12 protein-coding genes are annotated in these 17,190 nt (G+C 63.0%); 6 read left to right on the forward strand and 6 right to left on the reverse strand.

All coding sequences use genetic code 11. The features are described from left to right. Positions 1 to 165 precede the first annotated feature (165 nt). From QUV21_RS06895 to QUV21_RS06910, 4 genes are all read left to right on the forward strand, one after another. Positions 166 to 1,008 carry a peptidylprolyl isomerase gene (locus QUV21_RS06895; protein ID WP_300853901.1) on the forward strand — a complete coding sequence of 281 codons (843 nt, stop codon included), beginning with the start codon at positions 166 to 168 and terminating at the stop codon, positions 1,006 to 1,008. Positions 1,009 to 1,047: 39 nt separating this feature from the next. Further along, entirely contained in the window at positions 1,048 to 2,382 is a 1,335-nt protein-coding gene (gene argJ, locus QUV21_RS06900; protein WP_300853902.1) for a bifunctional glutamate N-acetyltransferase/amino-acid acetyltransferase ArgJ, read from the forward strand. 78 nt (positions 2,383 to 2,460) lie between these two features. Next, positions 2,461 to 2,859 (forward strand): (deoxy)nucleoside triphosphate pyrophosphohydrolase, encoded by a 399-nt coding sequence (locus QUV21_RS06905; RefSeq protein ID WP_300853903.1) that lies wholly within the window; start codon positions 2,461 to 2,463, stop codon positions 2,857 to 2,859. A 91-nt stretch (positions 2,860 to 2,950) separates the two neighbouring features. Continuing rightward, positions 2,951 to 3,091, forward strand: a complete 141-nt coding sequence (locus QUV21_RS06910) for a hypothetical protein (RefSeq protein ID WP_300853904.1) — start codon at positions 2,951 to 2,953, stop codon at positions 3,089 to 3,091. Positions 3,092 to 3,154: 63 nt separating this feature from the next. Here QUV21_RS06910 and infB read toward each other — a convergent pair whose 3' ends face one another. From infB to rimP, 4 genes are read right to left on the reverse strand one after another with little or no spacing between them, the layout of a single operon-like run. Next, complete coding sequence (infB, locus tag QUV21_RS06915) at positions 3,155 to 5,740, reverse strand: translation initiation factor IF-2 (protein WP_300853905.1); 2,586 nt, start codon at positions 5,738 to 5,740, stop codon at positions 3,155 to 3,157. 5 nt (positions 5,741 to 5,745) lie between these two features. Then, the gene (locus tag QUV21_RS06920; protein WP_300853906.1) at positions 5,746 to 6,381 is read right to left on the reverse strand and encodes an RNA-binding protein; all 636 of its coding nucleotides are present in this window, start codon (positions 6,379 to 6,381) and stop codon (positions 5,746 to 5,748) included. A 25-nt stretch (positions 6,382 to 6,406) separates the two neighbouring features. Continuing rightward, the gene (nusA, locus tag QUV21_RS06925) at positions 6,407 to 8,020 is read right to left on the reverse strand and encodes a transcription termination factor NusA (RefSeq protein ID WP_300853907.1); all 1,614 of its coding nucleotides are present in this window, start codon (positions 8,018 to 8,020) and stop codon (positions 6,407 to 6,409) included. 18 nt (positions 8,021 to 8,038) lie between these two features. Next, entirely contained in the window at positions 8,039 to 8,644 is a 606-nt protein-coding gene (gene rimP / locus QUV21_RS06930; RefSeq protein WP_300853908.1) for a ribosome maturation factor RimP, read from the reverse strand. Between the two features lie 281 nt (positions 8,645 to 8,925). On the opposite strand from rimP, the gene QUV21_RS06935 reads away from it, so the two are divergent. Both QUV21_RS06935 and QUV21_RS06940 read left to right on the forward strand, forming a co-directional pair. Then, a complete protein-coding gene (locus QUV21_RS06935) occupies positions 8,926 to 10,746 on the forward strand; it encodes a BamA/TamA family outer membrane protein (RefSeq protein ID WP_300853909.1) in 1,821 nt (606 codons plus the stop codon). Next, positions 10,746 to 14,273 carry a translocation/assembly module TamB domain-containing protein gene (locus QUV21_RS06940; RefSeq protein WP_300853910.1) on the forward strand — a complete coding sequence of 1,176 codons (3,528 nt, stop codon included), beginning with the start codon at positions 10,746 to 10,748 and terminating at the stop codon, positions 14,271 to 14,273. The genes QUV21_RS06935 and QUV21_RS06940 overlap by 1 nt, the downstream gene beginning before the upstream one ends. Positions 14,274 to 14,334: 61 nt before the next feature. On the opposite strand, the gene QUV21_RS06945 is transcribed toward QUV21_RS06940, so the two are convergent. Continuing rightward, complete coding sequence (locus tag QUV21_RS06945) at positions 14,335 to 15,033, reverse strand: YjbF family lipoprotein (protein WP_366907660.1); 699 nt, start codon at positions 15,031 to 15,033, stop codon at positions 14,335 to 14,337. Then, a complete protein-coding gene (locus tag QUV21_RS06950) occupies positions 15,012 to 17,126 on the reverse strand; it encodes a YjbH domain-containing protein (protein ID WP_300853911.1) in 2,115 nt (704 codons plus the stop codon). Before QUV21_RS06950 ends, QUV21_RS06945 begins: the two co-directional genes overlap by 22 nt. Positions 17,127 to 17,190 lie beyond the last annotated feature (64 nt).

The following is a 17,190-nucleotide window of genomic DNA, read 5'->3' on the forward strand; positions in this document are numbered from 1 at the left end:
TGACAGCAACGTGTGGCTCTCGGACTTGCCCGCCCTCAACGCCTTCCATAGAAGAGCCAAGTAGAAGGCCGGACGGCCCCGCCTCACGCGACTGTCGCGATGTAAGGGGTCGGCCCGGCATAGTCAACGTGGCAGGCCTGTCCCGCCCGATCAGGAGACGGTGAAATGCTGAAACAAGCGCGTATCTGGCCGGGCCTTGCGCTGATGGCTGCCCTTGCAACCCCGGTCTGGGCCGAAGGCGAAACTGCCGATACCGTCGTGTCGACGGTAAATGGCGTGACGATCACGCTTGGCCACATGATTGCCCTGCGTGAAAGCCTGCCGCCGCAGTATCAGTCTCTGCCCGATGATGTGCTGTTCAACGGCATCCTGGACCAGTTGGTCCAGCAAGAGGTGCTGCGCCAGTCGGTCAAGGATCTGTCGCCGCGCCACGCCGCCACGCTGGAAAACGACACTCGGGGCTATGTATCCGGTGTTGCGATCGAAGCCATCGTCCTCGATGCGGTGACGGACACGGCCTTGCAGGCCGCCTATGATGCGCGCTTCATGGATGCAGCCCCACAAACCGAATACAACGCCGCGCATATTCTGGTCGTAACGCTGGAAGAGGCTGAACAGCTGAAGTCCGATCTGGCCGGCGGTGCCGATTTTGCCGAACTGGCCAAGGCCAACTCCATCGACACCGGGTCAGGCGCCAATGGCGGCGAACTTGGCTGGTTCGGGGTTGGCGTCATGGTCAAACCCTTCGAGGAGGCTGTCCTTGGTGCCACGGTTGGTGAAGTGGCAGGCCCGATCCAGACCGATTTCGGCTATCACCTCGTCCTGGTCAAGGAAACGCGCAACGCTGAGAATCCGCCGCTCGACCAGATCCGCGACGAACTTGCCGCAGAGATCGAGAATGCCGCAATCGAAGCCCGGTTGAAGGAACTGACAGATGCCGCAACGGTCACCCGGGAAGGCGAGGGGATTGATCCGACGATCCTGAAGAACGTTACGCTGATCGACTGACACTTCAACCTGCAGCGCAGGCCAAATGGGGGGCGCGGAATGGGCAAGACCGACTGGAAGGCCGAAGCAAAGGCCTTGAAGCAAAAGCTGCGCAAGCTGAAGGCAGCGCCGGAAGGCAAGGCAAAGGCGGGCAAGGCAAAGGCGGCAAAAGCCGTCTCGCCCCTTGCCCCGGCTGCCTTTCCGGCGCTTCCCCCGATCCGCGGTGTGGAATTCGCCGCGGTCGAGGCCGGGGTGCGGTATCAGAACCGCAAGGACGTGATGCTGGTCCGCCTTGCGCCCGGCACGGCGATGGCCGGGGTCTTCACCCGGTCTTCCACTCGGTCGGCCTGCGTGCGCGACTGTCAGGCGAAACTTGCGCTGAAGGCCGGGGCCGAGGGCGCGGCAATCATCGTGAACTCGGGCAATTCCAATGCCTTTACCGGCAAGATCGGCGACGAGGCCGTTGCCGCCGTGACCGGCGCCGTGGCCGAGGCGCTGTCGATACCCACCGCGCGGGTGTTTTCTTCCTCTACCGGTGTGATCGGTGAACCCCTGCCCCATGACAAGATCACCGCCGTTGTCCCCGCTCTGGTGGCAGACCTGCGCGAAGACGCCATCGAAATGGCCGCCCATGCGATGATGACCACCGACACCTTCCCCAAGGGCGCTGCGGCTACCGTGCAGGGCGAAGGTGGCGTGATCCACATCGCGGGCGTCGCCAAAGGGTCAGGCATGATCGCGCCGGATATGGCGACGATGCTGGTCTACATCTTCACCGATGCAAGGATCGCGCCCGCAGCATTGCAAAAGATGCTGTCGCGCAATGTGGATGCCACGTTCAACTCGATCACCGTCGACAGCGACACCTCCACCTCCGACACGCTTCTCCTGGCCGCCACCGGCCAGTCCGACGCGGCCGAGGTGAAAGGCCCGGTGGCCAAGGCTTTCGAGACCGCACTCCATGGTGTGATGCGCGACCTCGCGCTGCAAGTGGTCCGCGACGGCGAAGGGGCAACCAAACTGGTCGAGGTGCGGGTGACCGGCGCGGCAAATGACGCAGACGCCGCAAAGGCCGCCTTCGCCATCGCCAACTCCCCCTTGGTGAAAACCGCCATCGCCGGGCAAGACCCGAACTGGGGCCGGATCGTCGCCGCCATCGGCAAATCCGGCGCCACGGCCGAGCGTGATCTGCTGACCATCCGCTTCGGTGATATCCTGGTGGCCGAAAAGGGCTGGCGGAACCCGGATTACAGGGAAGAAGACGGGGCTAACTACATGCTTCGGCCCGAACTGCTGATCCATGTCGATCTTGGCCTTGGCAAGGCCAGACGCTCGGTCTGGACCTGCGATCTGACCGCCCGCTACATCGAGATCAACGCAGACTACCGCTCCTGATCCTTCCTCTCTGCAAAAATATCCCACGGGGGGTCCGGGGGGGTGTGAAACCCCCCGGCGCCGCAGCAAAGGCCACGCATGAAGATCGTCCTCGTCTCCGCCGTCGCGCTGATTGATGCTGATGGCCGCGTGCTTCTGGCCCAGCGCCCCGAGGGTAAATCGCTTGCGGGCCTTTGGGAATTTCCCGGCGGCAAGGTCGAACCCGGCGAAACGCCCGAGGCCGCCCTGATCCGCGAGCTGAAAGAGGAACTGGACATCGACACCTGGTCCTCCTGCCTTGCACCCCTGACCTTCGCCAGCCACAGCTATCCCGATTTCCACCTCCTCATGCCGCTTTTTGCCTGTCGCCGCTGGCAAGGCACCGCACGCCCGACCGAGGGGCAGAAGCTGGCCTGGGTGAAGCCCGGCGCCCTGCGGGATTATCCGATGCCCCCGGCCGATTTGCCGCTCATTCCGATCCTGCGCGACTGGCTTTGAGCCCGGTCTGAACATCTCGTGAAGGGGCCTTGCACTTTATCCGTGATCGCCACATCTTTTCTTTCAACCTGAAGCTGCAAGGAGTGCCCTGATGTTGCGCACCATAAAGGTCGGAAGCAGCCTGCTGATCCAAGGCGTTTTCATCGGAACAACCGATGACGGCAAGCTGCTCATTCGGGTTGGTGACAAGACCTTCGCGGGAATACCCGTGCCAAGGCTTCGCGCCGCATGAGCCCCCCCATAACGAAGAAGGCCGGGCATCACGCCCGGCCTTCCTGTTTGATCGATGCCGAAATCAGGCCAGCGTGCGCTGGATTTCTTCGCGCTCGAAGATCTCGATCACGTCGCCGGGGCGGATGTCTTCATACCGTTCGAACGCCATACCGCATTCCTGACCGGACTGGACTTCCTTCACCTCGTCCTTGAAGCGCTTCAACGTCTTCAGCGTGCCTTCGTGGATCACGACCGAATCGCGAAGCAGGCGAACCCCGGCAGACCGGCGCGCCACACCTTCGGTGACCAGACAGCCGGCAACATGGCCAACGCCGGTAACCTTGAAGACTTCCTTGATCGTCGCATAGCCGATGAAGTTCTCCCGAACCTCGGCCTTGAGCAGGCCGGACGCTGCGGCTTTGATGTCATCCACCAGATCATAGATGATCGAGTAATAGCGGATCTCGACCCCTTTCTGGTTGGCAGACTGCCGGGCGCTGGCATTGGCGCGGACGTTGAAGCCGATGATCGGGGCTTTTGACGCCTCGGCCAGACCCACATCCGTGTCGGTGATCGCGCCAACGCCGGAATGCAGCACGCGGACGCGCACTTCGTCGTTGCCGATCTTTTCCATCGCCTGAACGATGGCTTCGGCGGAACCCTGCACGTCGGCCTTGATAAGGATCGGCAGTTCGGCAACCGAGAGGTCAGCCTTGGCCTTGGCCATCAGCTGTTCCAGCGTGGTTGCGGCACCTGCGGCAGCGCGCTTGTCCTTGGCCGCTTTCTCGCGGTAGTCGGCGATTTCACGCGCTTGGGCTTCGGTTTCCACGACGTTCAGCGTGTCGCCGGCCGAGGGCGTGCCGGACAGGCCCAGCACTTCGACCGGAACCGACGGCCCCGCTTCCAGCACGGTTTCGCCCTTGTCGTTGATCAGCGCGCGCACCTTGCCCCACTGCTCGCCGACGACAAAGATGTCGCCTTTGCGCAGCGTGCCGTTCTGAACAAGAACGGTGGCGACAGGGCCACGGCCCACATCCAGCTTGGCTTCGATCACGGCACCGCTTGCCGCCCGGTTCGGGTTGGCCCGCAGTTCCAGAAGTTCGGCCTGAAGCGCAATCGCCTCCAGCAGGTTATCGATGCCCTTGCCGGTCTTGGCCGAAACCTCGACATCCTGCACGTCGCCCGACATGGCTTCGACCACGATCTCATGCTGCAACAGATCCGTGCGGACCTTCTGCGGATCGGCATCGTGCTTGTCGATCTTGTTGATCGCCACGATCATCGGCACCTTTGCCGCCTTGGCATGGGCAATCGCCTCAACCGTCTGCGGCATCACGGCATCATCTGCCGCCACGACCAGAACGACGATATCCGTCACCTGAGCCCCGCGCGACCGCATCGAGGTAAAGGCCGCGTGGCCCGGGGTATCAAGGAAGCTGATCTTGGCCCCGGTATCCGTGGTTACCTGATAGGCGCCGATGTGCTGGGTGATCCCGCCAGCTTCACCGGACACGACATTGGCCTTGCGAATCGCGTCCAGCAGGCTGGTCTTGCCGTGGTCGACGTGGCCCATGATCGTGACGATCGGCGGGCGCGGCGCCAGATTTTCATCCGTGTCCTTCACCGTGTCGATGACCTGCTCCACGTCGGCATCCGACACGCGAACCGCCTTGTGGCCGAATTCCTCGATCACAAGTTCGGCGGTGTCGGCGTCGATGGACTGGTTCATCGTGACCATCATGCCCATCTTCATCAGCGATTTGACGACATCGGCGGCGCGTTCGGCCATCCGGTTTGCCAGTTCGCTGACCACGATGGTTTCCGGCAGCTGCACGTCGCGCACCTGCTTTTCGGCCTTCTGACCCAGACCAAGCGCCTTGGCGCGGGCCTTTTCCTGCTTGCGCTTCATCGCGGCAAGGCTGCGTTGCCGCCCGCCTTCACCTGCCAGCGCGTCATTCAGCGTCAGCTTGCCAGTGCGGCGCGCATCGTCGCCTGCGGTCCGCTTGGCACCACGGTCGGCGCGGTCATCACGGTCACGGTCAGTCTTGCGCGGCGCGAGGCCGGGCTTGGCCGAGGCCGGGCCGCGCGGATCACCCCCCGGAGTGGCAGTTGCCGGGGCCTGCTTGGCCTGCGCCTCGGCGGCAGCTGGTGCTGGCGTGGCGGAACGCGGGCGCGTGCCAAGCACATCGGCGCGGCGGGCTTCGGCGGCAGCCAGCTTGGCGGCGGCTTCGGCCTTGGCGGCACGTTCCTCTTCCTCGGCCTTCAGGCGAAGGGCTTCGGTGCGTTCGCGATCTTCACGTTCTTTCGTCTCGATCTCTTCGCGGCGGCGGGCGCGGTCTTCTTCGCGCAGGCGGTCTTCCTCGGCGCGGCGCACCGCGTCTTCGGCTTCGCGGGCCTTGGCGGCACGAAGGGCAGCCATCCGCCGGTCCATTTCGGCATCAGAGATGCCGGCAGGCCGCTTTGACGGGTCGCCGTAAATGGTGGGCGCTGCCGACTGGCCAGCGCCGGGGGTTCCCGGCTTGGGTGCGGCGGTCGGAACGACCACGCGCTTTCGTTTCGTTTCGACCACGACGCTCTTGGTGCGGCCATGGCTGAAGCTTTGCTTCACCTGTCCGGAACGGGGCGCGCCCCCGAGGCCAAGAGGTTTCTTGCCGTCTGTATCGCTCATGCGTCCTACGTATCCTTCATGGCGGTATCACCGCCGTCATGCCCGCCTGTCTGCCCACGCAGACCAGCAAGCTTTGCCGCTTCCTCTACAACACGGGTTCTGAGTCCACCAGCGGCAAGCGCGGCGTGTATCGCACGTTCGCGGCCGAATGCCAAACCCATTTCCCCTGCGCTCAAAACACCGATGAAACCGCGCGCGCCTTCCGGCGGGTGCAGTTTCGTCTTGCCGCGTTCCGACCCGTCGCTGGCCTGGATCAGCGTTGCCGCCTTGCCCTTGACCAGCCAGTCCTTCACCTTCTCATAGCCCATCACGGCATCACCTGCCTTGCGAGCCATGCTGAGAAGGTCGATCACCCGCTGGGTGATCAGTCGCTCCACCAGATCGGCCAGACCATCCGGCACCTTGACAGGCTGGCGTGCGGCGCGAGAGAAAAGCCCCTTCTTCGCCGCCTTCTCGATCAGTTCCCGGTCGGCCGAGACATAAATCCCGCGGCCCGGCAATTTGCCAAGCACATCTGGCACCACCACGCCATCGGGACCAACGCAAAAGCGGATCAATCCCGCCTTTGGCTGGCTTTCCCCGGTCGCAATGCACTTGCGTTCCGGTTCGTCCTGATCCTTTTCCCGACCGCCGCGCGTCATGCGCCTGGGGTTCCGAGGTCTGAAATCAGACCTCGGCCTCCGAGTCTTCGGCCGCGTCGTCTTCGACGGGCTGTTCCAGATCGGCGGGGTCCACCCAGCCAAGCATGACACGCGCGGTCATGATCAGGTGCTGCGCTTCCTCAAGCGACATGTCGAATTTCTCAAGGACACCTTCGTCCTTCTTGCGCTGGCCGTTTTCGGTCGTCCAGCCGCCAGCAAGTTCCCAGTCGGCGCAGGTGGCAAAGTCTTCCAGCGTCTTGATGCCGTCCTCGCCCAGTGCTTCCAGCATCTGCGGGGTCAGACCTTCAAAGCCGACAAGGCTGTCTTCCACACCCAGGGTGCGGGCGTTTTCCATGGCCTTGGCGTTGGCGGCTTCCAGATAATCCCGCGCGCGGGCCTGAAGTTCACCCGCGGTGCCTTCGTCAAAGCCGTCGATGGACAACAGCTCGTCCAGATCGACATAGGCGACTTCTTCAAGGTTGGTGAAGCCTTCCGCGACCAGAAGCTGCGCCATCATCTCGTCCACGTCGAGCGTATCCATGAAGAGCTTGGTGCGTTCGGCGAATTCCGCCTGGCGACGCTGCGATTCTTCGGCTTCGGTCAGGATGTCGATATCTAGGCCCGTCAGCTGGCTGGCCAGACGCACGTTCTGGCCACGACGGCCGATGGCCAGCGAAAGCTGTTCGTCCGGCACCACGACTTCGATCTTGCCGGCCTCTTCGTCGATCACGACCTTGGACACTTCGGCAGGCTGCAGCGCGTTCACAAGGAACGTCGCCTGATCCTGGTTCCACGGAATGATGTCGATCTTTTCGCCCTGCAGTTCATTCACCACGGCCTGCACGCGGCTGCCGCGCATACCGACGCAGGCGCCCACGGGATCAATCGAGTTGTCGTAGCTGATCACCGCAATCTTGGCGCGGCTACCCGGGTCACGGGCGACGGCCTTGATTTCAATGATGCCGTCATAGATTTCAGGCACTTCCATCTTGAACAGTTCCGCCATGAACTGCGGGTCGGTGCGCGACAAGAAAACCTGCGGGCCGCGCGGTTCGCGGCGGACGTCCTTGATGTAGCAACGGATGCGGTCGCCGATCCGATAGCTTTCGCGACCGATCTTTTCGTTCCGGCGCAGGATCGCTTCGCCACGGCCGATGTCGACGATGACATTGCCGTATTCCTCACGCTTGACCGCGCCGTTGATGATCGTGCCTTTGCGGTCACGGAATTCTTCATACTGGCGGTCACGTTCCGCCTCACGGACCTTTTGCAAGATCACCTGCTTGGCCGATTGCGCGGCGATGCGGCCAAGATCCACCGGGGGAACCTCGTCCACGATTTCGTCCCCGATCTGGGGATCGGCAAGGTAGGATTTGGCCTGCTTGACCGTCACCTGGGCGTGGTGGTTTTCCACCGCGTCATCTTCAACCACGGTGCGGACGCGGGTGAACGAAGCGCGGCCGGTCTTGCGGTCAATCTTCACCCGGATGTCCATTTCCGCGCCGTAACGCGACTTTGCGGCCCGGGCGAGGCTGTCTTCCATCGCCTGGATCACCAGTTCCGGGTCGATCATCTTTTCGCGCGCCACCGCCTCGGCGGTTTGCAGCAGCTCCAGCTGGTTGGCCGATGTGATTGCCATGGGTCTTGACTCCCGCCCTTAGTGTTTCGTCTCGGGGGTAGGCTCTTCGTCCTCGTCCCCGTCAATTTCTTCAATCTCGTCAAACTGGCCGTCAGCCGGTTCCTGCACCTTCTTCTGGCGCAGCATTTCGCTGATCAGTTCATCCGTCAGGATCAGCTTGGCGTCGGACAACCAGTCAAACTTGAGCCCGATGGTCAGATCTGCACCGGCTTCTTCGATCGTGATCAGCACTTCATCATCTTCGACACCGGCCAGCGCACCCTTGAAGCGGCGGCGGCCGTCGATCAGTTCGGTCGTCTCGATCCGGGCCTCCCAGCCCTTCCACATCTCGAAATCCTTGAGCCGCGTCAGAGGCCGGTCGATCCCGGGGGATGAAACCTCAAGAACGTAATTTTCCTCGATCGGGTCTTCCACGTCCAGCACAGCCGAAACGGCGGTGGAGATCGCACCGCATTCGTCAACGCCAATGCCGCCATCAGGCCGGTCAGCCATGATCTGCAAGACGCGAGTCCGCCCCCCCATCAGCCGGACGCGCACCAGTTCGAATCCCAGCCCCTCGATCACGGGGGTGATGATGTCGGCCAGCCGGCGGTCGATGGCAGTCTTGGCGATCAGATCGGACATTCAGGTTCCAAAAACAAAAAACGGGCCAAGCGGCCCGCCCGTGACGATCGGTAGCTTCGAGTGTGGACCTCGAAACCGCTGTTGCAAGCGATATACGCCGCAGGGGATGAGTCTGCAAGGGGCAGACTGACCCTTGCGAAACGTGGGTTTGAGATCCTTGGCAAAGCTGCGCCCAAGGTTCACATTCTTGTCCAACCCGCGCGCCCAAGATTGCCCCGGTCCGGTCAAGCTGCGATAGTCAGGCTGCAACCCCGAGAAACCCGAAGGAGGGGCCTGACCTGATGCCCGCCTTGCGTGGAAATCTTCGGATCCTTCAGGCAATCGCCGTGATCGGCCTTTGCCTTTGCGCCCCGCAGTCCTGGGCGCTTGAGCAGCTCGATTTTCGGGTTTCCGGCGGGGACGAAGCCGTGGCCGAGGCGGTCAGAACGGCGTCGCTGGTCCGGTCGCTGCAAGCGCAGGGCCAGAACGTCCCGCAAGATCTTCTGGCCGCCGCCCGCGCCGACTACGGGCGGATTCTGGCAGCCCTTTACGCCAAGGGGCATTATTCGGCGGTCATCCAGATCAAGATTGACGGGCGTGAGGCCGCCGATATCCCGGCGCTGAACGTTCCCGTGACGATCTCGTCGATCGTGGTCATGGTCGACCCCGGGCCGCCGTTCCGCTTCAACGCGGCAAGGGTTGACCCGCTGGCCCCCGGAACACCCCTGCCCGACGGCTTTCGCACCGGTCAGATTGCAGAAAGCGGGCTGGTAAGCGACGCCGTCGAGGTGTCTATCCGTGCTTGGCGCGAGGTCGGGCATGCCAAGGCGGCCATTGCGGACGAAACCGTCGTCGCCGACCATCGAGCGGCGTTGCTGGATGTCGATCTGCGCCTTGCCCCCGGGCCAAGGCTGCGTTTCGGGCCGCTTGCGGTGGAAGGTGAGGCCCGAATGCGGGAACGCCGGATCCAGAAAATCGCCGGGCTACCCGAAGGCCGGGTCTTCAGCGAATCAGACCTGCGCCGGGCCGAAGAACGACTGCGCCGCACCGGCATTTTCAGCACGGTGGTCTTGACCGAGGATGATTCCATCACCGCGCCCGACCTTCTGGGCGTGACCGCCACGGTCGTTGAACAGAAGCCGCGCCGCTTTTCCCTTGGCGCGGAAATCGCCAGCCTTGACGGCGTGTCGCTGACCGGATCATGGCTGCACCGCAACCTTCTGGGTGGCGGTGAGCGGCTCATGCTGGAAGGGTCGATCACGAACATCGGGTCCGGGGCCAGCGGGATCGACTATGCCTTTGGCGTCACGCTTGACCGCCCTGCCACGCTTACACCCGATACGACAGCCGGGCTTCTGTTCAATTTCTCCCATCTGGATGAGGTGGACTACTTCTCCGATACCTTGGAGTTCGGGCTTGCCTTCTCGCATATCTTCTCGGAGCGGCTGACGGCGCAGGCAGGCCTGACCTATTCCGACCAGAATGGCCGCGATCCCGGCGGGGATTTCAATTTCCGCAATCTGTCGCTTCCCGTCGGCTTCACCTGGGATCGGCGCGACGATCCGCGCAATGCGACACGCGGCACCTATCTTGATGCCACGGTGATGCCGTTTCTTGGCTTCCAGACAACGGGGTCCGGCGTGCGAGGCACCCTCGATGGCCGGGCCTACCGCAGCCTTGGCACCCCGGGCCGGTTCGTGATTGCGGTGCGGGCGCAAGGCGGCGTTGTCCTGGGGCCTACCCTTCTGCAGACCCCGCGTGATCTTCTGTTTTTTTCCGGTGGTGCCGGGACGGTCCGGGGCCAACCCTATCGATCCCTTGGCATCCCGGTCACCCGGATGATCGGACCCGAGTTTCAGATCGGCGGCCAGTATTTCCTTGCCGGATCACTGGAACTTCGGGCCAAGGTAACGGACCGGATCGGTGTCGTCGGCTTTGTCGATGCGGGCAGTATCGGGCTTGAGGGGTTCTTTGACGACTTCTCGAAACCGCATGCCGGGGCGGGGCTGGGCTTGCGCTATGATACCGGCTTTGGTCCGATCCGGCTGGACATCGCAGCCCCGGTCAGCGGCACCACTGGCGACGGCGTGCAGGTCTATATCGGACTGGGGCAGGCGTTCTGATGCGGCGGGTTCTTCTTCTTGCGGCGGCTTTGGCGGTGGGTCCGGCGCATGCTCAGGACAGCGACCAGGGCTTTCTGGCCGCCTTTCTGGAAGACAGCCTGTCCGATGCCGGACGGCAGGTCACCATCACCGGCTTTGCTGGCGCCCTTTCCGCCCGCGCCACGATCGAGACGCTGACGATTGCCGATGACACGGGCATCTGGCTGACCGTCGAGGGTGTGACACTGGACTGGAGCCGGTCGTCGCTTCTGTCCGGCGCGCTGGAAGTCAGCGAGCTTTCCGCCGCCAGCATCACCATGTCCCGCCTGCCCGACACCGGCGACAGCTCCCTGCCCTCGCCCGAAGCGTCAAGTTTCAGCCTGCCGGAACTGCCGGTTTCCATCGACGTGGGCCGGATTGCCGCCGGCCAGATCGTCTTGGGCGAAGGGGTCTTGGGCCAGCCGGTCACAGGCAGCCTTGAAGCCACGCTGCGGCTGGCCGAAGGGGCCGGGCGGGCCACGCTGGACCTGATCCGCAGCGGCGAAGGGCCGGAAGGCGAGATCATCCTTGACGCCGCCTACGACAACACCAGCCGCAATCTGGACCTGTCGCTGACGGCAGGCGAAGGAGCTGGGGGCGTGGTCGCCAGCCTTCTGGGCATCCCGGGCGCGCCGGCCACCGAATTCCGGCTGGAAGGGACCGGGCCGGTCGAGGCGTTCGCGGCCGATATCAGCCTTGCCACGGATGGCGAAGACCGGCTGTCCGGCAAGATCACCCTGATCGGCGAGGCCGGGGCGGACTATCGTTTGCAGGCGGCGGTAGCGGGCAACCTTGCCCCGCTTCTGGTGCCGGAACATGTGGATTTCTTCGGAACCAATGTCAGCCTGACGCTTGATGCCCAAAGGTCCGCCATCGGGCGGGTCACGGTGAACAGGTTCTCGGTGCAGGCGCAATCGCTTGCACTTGACGGCGCGGCCGTGCTTGCCGCCGACGGCCTGCCCGAAGAAATTTCCGTCAGCGGGTCACTTGCCGCGCCTGACGGGTCTGCGCTTCTGCTGCCCTTTGGCGACACCCCCACACGGATCGACCGGGCCGAATTCCAGCTTGATGCGGACCTGGCTACGGGGATGGGCTGGAGGGCGTCTGCTCTGGTTCAGGGCCTTGACCGCGAGGAATTTCAGGCCGCGCGTCTGTCCCTGACCGGGTCGGGACGGATCGGGCGCACACCGGCTGGAAACAGCCTTGGCGGTACGCTGGCCCTTGATGCAACCGGGCTTTTGCCCAAGGATGCGGCGCTGTCGGCAGCACTTGGGCCATCGCTTGCGGGTGGTCTGAAGCTCCACTTCCTGCAAGGCGGCGGCGCGGTCAGCCTGTCAGACATGCGTCTGGATGGGGAAGGTTTTTCAGGTGGTGGAGCCTTGCGGATCGAAGGTCTCGTCACCGGGTTGCGCACAACCGGACGACTGGCAATCACCGCCGAAGACCTTTCGCGCTTTTCGCTTCTGGCCGGGCGCCCGCTTGGTGGCAGCGGCACCATAAGCCTTAACGGCAGCGCCACCGGTCTGTCCGGCTTTCTGGACGGCACCGCCGAGGTGACAGGCGAAGACCTGCAAGTCGGGGTAGATCAGATCGACCGGCTGATGTTGGGCCAGTCGCGCGCGGCTCTGTCCGTGTTTCGGGACGAGACGGGAACGACCATCCGATCCTTCGACCTTGCCGCCGGAACGCTGTCGGCCACGGGTGAGGGCAGGCTGACCTCTGCCGGGTCAGATCTTCGCGCCAGCGTGACGCTTTCAGATCTGTCCGGCCTTGATCCGGGTTTCGCAGGGTCGGCAGGCATTGAGGCGGAATTCAGCGGAACCGCCGACCTTGCCGGACTCCAGATCACCGGCACCGCAAACCGTCTGCAATTGGGCAATCCGACGGTTGACAGCCTGCTTGCCGGCGAAAGCGGCCTTTCCGCTGATCTGCAACTTGCGGACGGACGCCTGCGGATCACTTCTGCACGCCTTGCCAACCCCCAGCTTGAAATATCAGCCGAGGGGGAACTGGCCGAAACCACCCGCAGGCTGGTGATCGAGGCGCGGTTGGCGAACCTTGGTCTCTTGATCTCCGATTTGCAGGGGCCGCTGACGGTGGCCGGACAGGCCACCGAAGATGCATCGGGCTACGAAATAGACCTTGCCGGTCGGGGGCCGGGGCAGGTGAACGGACAGATTACAGGGCGGATCGCGGCCAACCTTGCCTCGGCCGATCTGGTGATTTCCGGCACCGGACAAGCGGGGCTTGCCAATCTCTTCATCGCGCCGCGCGCCGTTGACGGGCCGATCCGCTATGACCTGCGGCTGGTCGGGCCGTTTCAGACCTCATCGCTTTCCGGGCGCGTCACCTTGTCCAGCGGGCGGCTGAGCGACCCCGCTCTGGGATTTGCGCTGGAAGGGATCGAGGCCTTGGCTGATGTGCAGGGCGGGCAGGCGCGGCTTTCCGCCACCGCGGGTCTGTCTACCGGCGGCATGGTGCGGGCCGATGGCTCGATCGGCCTTTCGCCGCCCTTTCCGTCAGATCTTTCGGTGAACTTCGACCGGGTCCGCCTCTTCGACCCCGAGCTTTACGAAACAACAGTTGGTGGCAACATCCGTGTAAGCGGCCCACTTGTGGGCGGAGCAACGGTAAACGGTGCGCTCCTTTTGTCAGAGACTGAACTGCGCGTCCCCGAATCCGGCTTCGGTTCGGCAGAGACGCTGCTAGAGGTGACCCACCTGAACGAACCGGCGGCAGTTCGGGCGACGCGCGTCCGGGCGGGGCTTCTTGACGGGCCGGGCAGCGCGGCAGGCGCCCCCCGTGCGACGGCACCATTCGGACTTGACCTGACCATTTCGGCACCAAGCCGCATTTTCCTGCGGGGCAGGGGCATCGATGCCGAACTCGGCGGGACAATCCGGCTTACGGGAACCAGCGCACAGATCGTGCCAGCCGGTGCCTTCAACCTCATTCGTGGCCGGATGGACATTCTGGGCAAGCGACTGGTGCTGGCAGAAGCCAACCTGCAACTGGAGGGCAGCTTTGTGCCAATCCTTCAGGTCTCTGCCAGCAACGCAAGCGATGGAATCGTCAGCTTTGTGACCATTGCCGGCCCTGCCGATGATCCCGAGGTGTCCTTCACATCGGTCCCGGCCCTGCCTCAGGAAGAAGTGCTGGCACGGCTGCTTTTCGGAAGGGGATTCGACAACATCTCGGCCCTGCAAGCCGCGCAACTTGCCAATGCGGTCGCAACGCTGGCCGGTCGCGGTGGCGCAGGGCTGGTCAACCGCCTGCGGCAAAGCTTTGGCCTTGATGATCTGGATCTGACCACCGCCGAGGACGGATCAACCGCACTGACGGCGGGCAAATACATCGCCAGGAACGTTTATACCGAAGTCGAGATCGAACAGGGTGGCAAAAGCCGGATCAACCTGAACCTTGATCTGCGGCCCGGCGTGACGGTCAAGGGCCGGGTGGGTGCCGACGGTGAAACCGGCATCGGCGTCTTCATCGAACGGGATTACTGACGAAGCCCGCTTGCCGCATCCGTTGTCGCTCAAGCGCCCAGTGCAGGCTTTCAGTCCCGCCTCAGTCCACCACACGCTCAAAATCGATGAAGCCGGTTCCACCGCTTGCCAATTGGCGCGATTTGCGGATCAGCGGGCCTTCGACCCAGTAATCATTGGTGATCTTGCCCTGCGGCCGCACACATTCTTCCGAAATCCGGGTGACGGCGTGCGCCCGCGCAAACACCTCGATCGTCTCTTTGCCAACGACAGAAACCGTGCAGTCATAGGTGCGACGGGTGGTCTGATCATCTTCGCCAAGGAAGAAATAAATCCGCTGATGCGTGCCACCATCTGTCAGCAGGGCCGCAAGCGAAGGTGCCTGCGCCGACATCAGATCAGGTCCAAGACCGCGCGTCTGGATCAGGATTCCGTCGCGCAGCGTGAAGGTGGTGGCGTCGGTCGTGGCCCATGTCACGACATTGCCCTTGGTATCGCTGACCGTCAGGAACGCATCTGCCCCCCGCGCCTTGATGGTGGCGCGCAGAATCGGCAGGTTGAACTTCTCCAGGTCTGCCCGGGTCACCGGGGCCGGGGCGGCAGCGGCTGTGCCGGCGCGCCGTGACCCCACCTTGCCAATTGTCGATTTCGCAACGTTGCCAATGATCTGCCCAAGGGGCGATGCCTTGGGCCTATCGCTTCCACAGGCCGCCAATGCCACAAGCGCCATTAGTCCAACTGCAAGCCGTATCCGCATCATCACCGCCACACCCGGCCCCATTCCGGATCAAGCGCGCCGGAATGATAATCGCGTATCGAGTTGTAAAGCCGGCCATCAACATCCAGACGCGCTCCGCCATCTCCGGTCGAGGACCGCAGGGTGGTGCCAAAGGTGTTGTTGCTCTGCGTTCCCATCGCCCAGTTCAGCGGGATAGAGAAGCGAACACCCTTGTCAAATCCGCCTGTGCCAAAGTCGGCTGCACTTACATCTGTCACGGTGGCATACGCCCCGACACGCCAGCCATTCACGAACACCCGATCAACCGAAATCGTGGCGCCTACGTCGCCTGCAAGATACTTGCCGACATCCAGCTGGCCCAGAAACCCGTTGCCGAAATCATAGTAGGCAGAGACGTGACCCGTCACGACGTCATAGTCGTATTCGTCAAATCCAAGAAGGCCATCGGTATCACGCTGCTTCGTGTAGTTCAGCTCTGCCCCAAGGGCCAGCCGGCTTTCTACCGGCTTCCACAGCACTTCGCCGGAAATGCCTGCATGCATCCGTTCAAGATAGCCAAACGATACGCGGGAATAGAGATCGGGCGCAGGGCGGGCAAACCAGGCAAGGGTCAACCGTTCCAGACCCGGACTGCCGAACTTCGAATACCGTGAGCTGTCGCTGCGAACAGGCTGCAGCACAGAATCCGACGGATTGCCCGAACGGTCCACGTTGCCAACGACACGCCCATAGATGGACCCGGAAAGCACCAGCCCGGGCCGGAAATCGTACGACGCCGAAAGCCGCAGGCCAAGATCGCCCTTCAGGGGTTCGGACATGCGGAAATCCGGGCGCAGACCCCAGCGGAACTTCGGATAAAGCCCGTCATCACCCACAGCATTTGCCGGAACCGGCCCGGCATCGGTGATCGTGACCCGCTGACGCAGCAGGTTTGCGTTGTCGGGTGCGTATTCAAGCGCTTCCAGATCGCTGCGCCGGATCGTGACCTTTGAGGCCCCGATGCCTTTTACGACCGGAACAATCTCGAACACCTCGACCGAGGCCGGCATCACATGGCTCAACGCCCGGGCGGTGCGGCCAATGGCTTGAGACCCGGCATCGATCCGGTTGTTGCGGATGCGGACTTGCACGGTCTTGGCCGTGTAGGCCAGATTTTCGATGATGATCCCGTCAACCGCCAGCCGCTTGGCAAGGTTCTTGCGCAGAAGCGGTCCTGCATCAGGCTGCACTACCCAGCCTCCGTCATAGGCATCCGGGTCTGCTGTACGCGAAGGACGCGCCTTCAAGGCCACCGGGGCAGCACCCATCACCCCACCGGTCGCACGGTTCTTCGGGTCCAGCACAAGATGTAGGACAAATCCAACCTCTGTCCCGTGCATGGAATAGATGCCGTAACGGGTGTTCGGACCCCTCTGATACTCAAAGCCAAAATTGAACGGGCTGTCGCGCTCGATCAAACCGCGCTCATCGTCTTCCAGCACATAGGCATCAGACGAGTATTCGCCCTTGAAGGTCCAGGTGTCGGTCAGCTTGACCTCGACCCCGGCGAAGGGGGCTGCATCGCCACGGAACCACTGGTCCACGTTGGGCGTACCCCTGTCGTCACCGTCAAGCAGTGGCCGATCACCGAACGGCTCACCGATCGAGCCATAGCTGCCAAGCCGACCCCAGCCGAGGCCCGCCGTTACCTTCACCCGATCCCCGAAGGTCTTGGTCGCCGCCACATATTCCGACGCAAACACGCTCTGCCCGGTGAAATCGATCAGACCGACAGTCAACGAGGGCAGATAGCGCCCTTCCTTCAGCAACTGATACCTGATGTCGAAACTGCGGTTGTTGAATTTGGAGGAGTCACCCGGAAACAGGGTGTCCCAATCGCGCCAGGTCTGAAACCGGAACGACCCGGACAAACGGTCGGTAATCTGGAAGCTGATGGTAGCGCGCGAGATCGGGCCGACAAAGGCCGTGCTGAAGGTAAAGGCCGCGTCATCCTGCGCATCACCGGATGGCATGTCGATCAGGCCGGTGGTCCCGTTGATGTTCAGCGATTTCGTCATCTCGGCAAGGGCAGGACCGCCACAAAGCGCGGCGCTGACGACAAGCGAAGCAAGCAAACGGCTAGGCAAATGCGGCATGTTGATCAAGTTCCCGTATACCCGGACAGTCTATGCGAAGATACACGTCCCAGAGCAAGACCTA

This window comes from Tabrizicola sp. (genome assembly GCF_030373185.1).
Lineage (GTDB): Bacteria > Pseudomonadota > Alphaproteobacteria > Rhodobacterales > Rhodobacteraceae > Tabrizicola.

Excerpts from the sequence above, each read along its gene's own strand:
- QUV21_RS06895 (WP_300853901.1), top strand. The coding sequence starts at position 166 with ATGCTGAAACAAGCGCGTATCTGGCCGGGCCTTGCGCTGATGGCTGCC.
- argJ (WP_300853902.1), top strand. The coding sequence starts at position 1,048 with ATGGGCAAGACCGACTGGAAGGCCGAAGCAAAGGCCTTGAAGCAAAAG.
- QUV21_RS06905 (WP_300853903.1), top strand. The coding sequence starts at position 2,461 with ATGAAGATCGTCCTCGTCTCCGCCGTCGCGCTGATTGATGCTGATGGC.
- QUV21_RS06910 (WP_300853904.1), top strand. The coding sequence starts at position 2,951 with ATGTTGCGCACCATAAAGGTCGGAAGCAGCCTGCTGATCCAAGGCGTT.
- infB (WP_300853905.1), bottom strand. The coding sequence starts at position 5,740 with ATGAGCGATACAGACGGCAAGAAACCTCTTGGCCTCGGGGGCGCGCCC.
- QUV21_RS06920 (WP_300853906.1), bottom strand. The coding sequence starts at position 6,381 with ATGACGCGCGGCGGTCGGGAAAAGGATCAGGACGAACCGGAACGCAAG.
- nusA (WP_300853907.1), bottom strand. The coding sequence starts at position 8,020 with ATGGCAATCACATCGGCCAACCAGCTGGAGCTGCTGCAAACCGCCGAG.
- rimP (WP_300853908.1), bottom strand. The coding sequence starts at position 8,644 with ATGTCCGATCTGATCGCCAAGACTGCCATCGACCGCCGGCTGGCCGAC.
- QUV21_RS06935 (WP_300853909.1), top strand. The coding sequence starts at position 8,926 with ATGCCCGCCTTGCGTGGAAATCTTCGGATCCTTCAGGCAATCGCCGTG.
- QUV21_RS06940 (WP_300853910.1), top strand. The coding sequence starts at position 10,746 with ATGCGGCGGGTTCTTCTTCTTGCGGCGGCTTTGGCGGTGGGTCCGGCG.
- QUV21_RS06945 (WP_366907660.1), bottom strand. The coding sequence starts at position 15,033 with ATGGGGCCGGGTGTGGCGGTGATGATGCGGATACGGCTTGCAGTTGGA.
- QUV21_RS06950 (WP_300853911.1), bottom strand. The coding sequence starts at position 17,126 with ATGCCGCATTTGCCTAGCCGTTTGCTTGCTTCGCTTGTCGTCAGCGCC.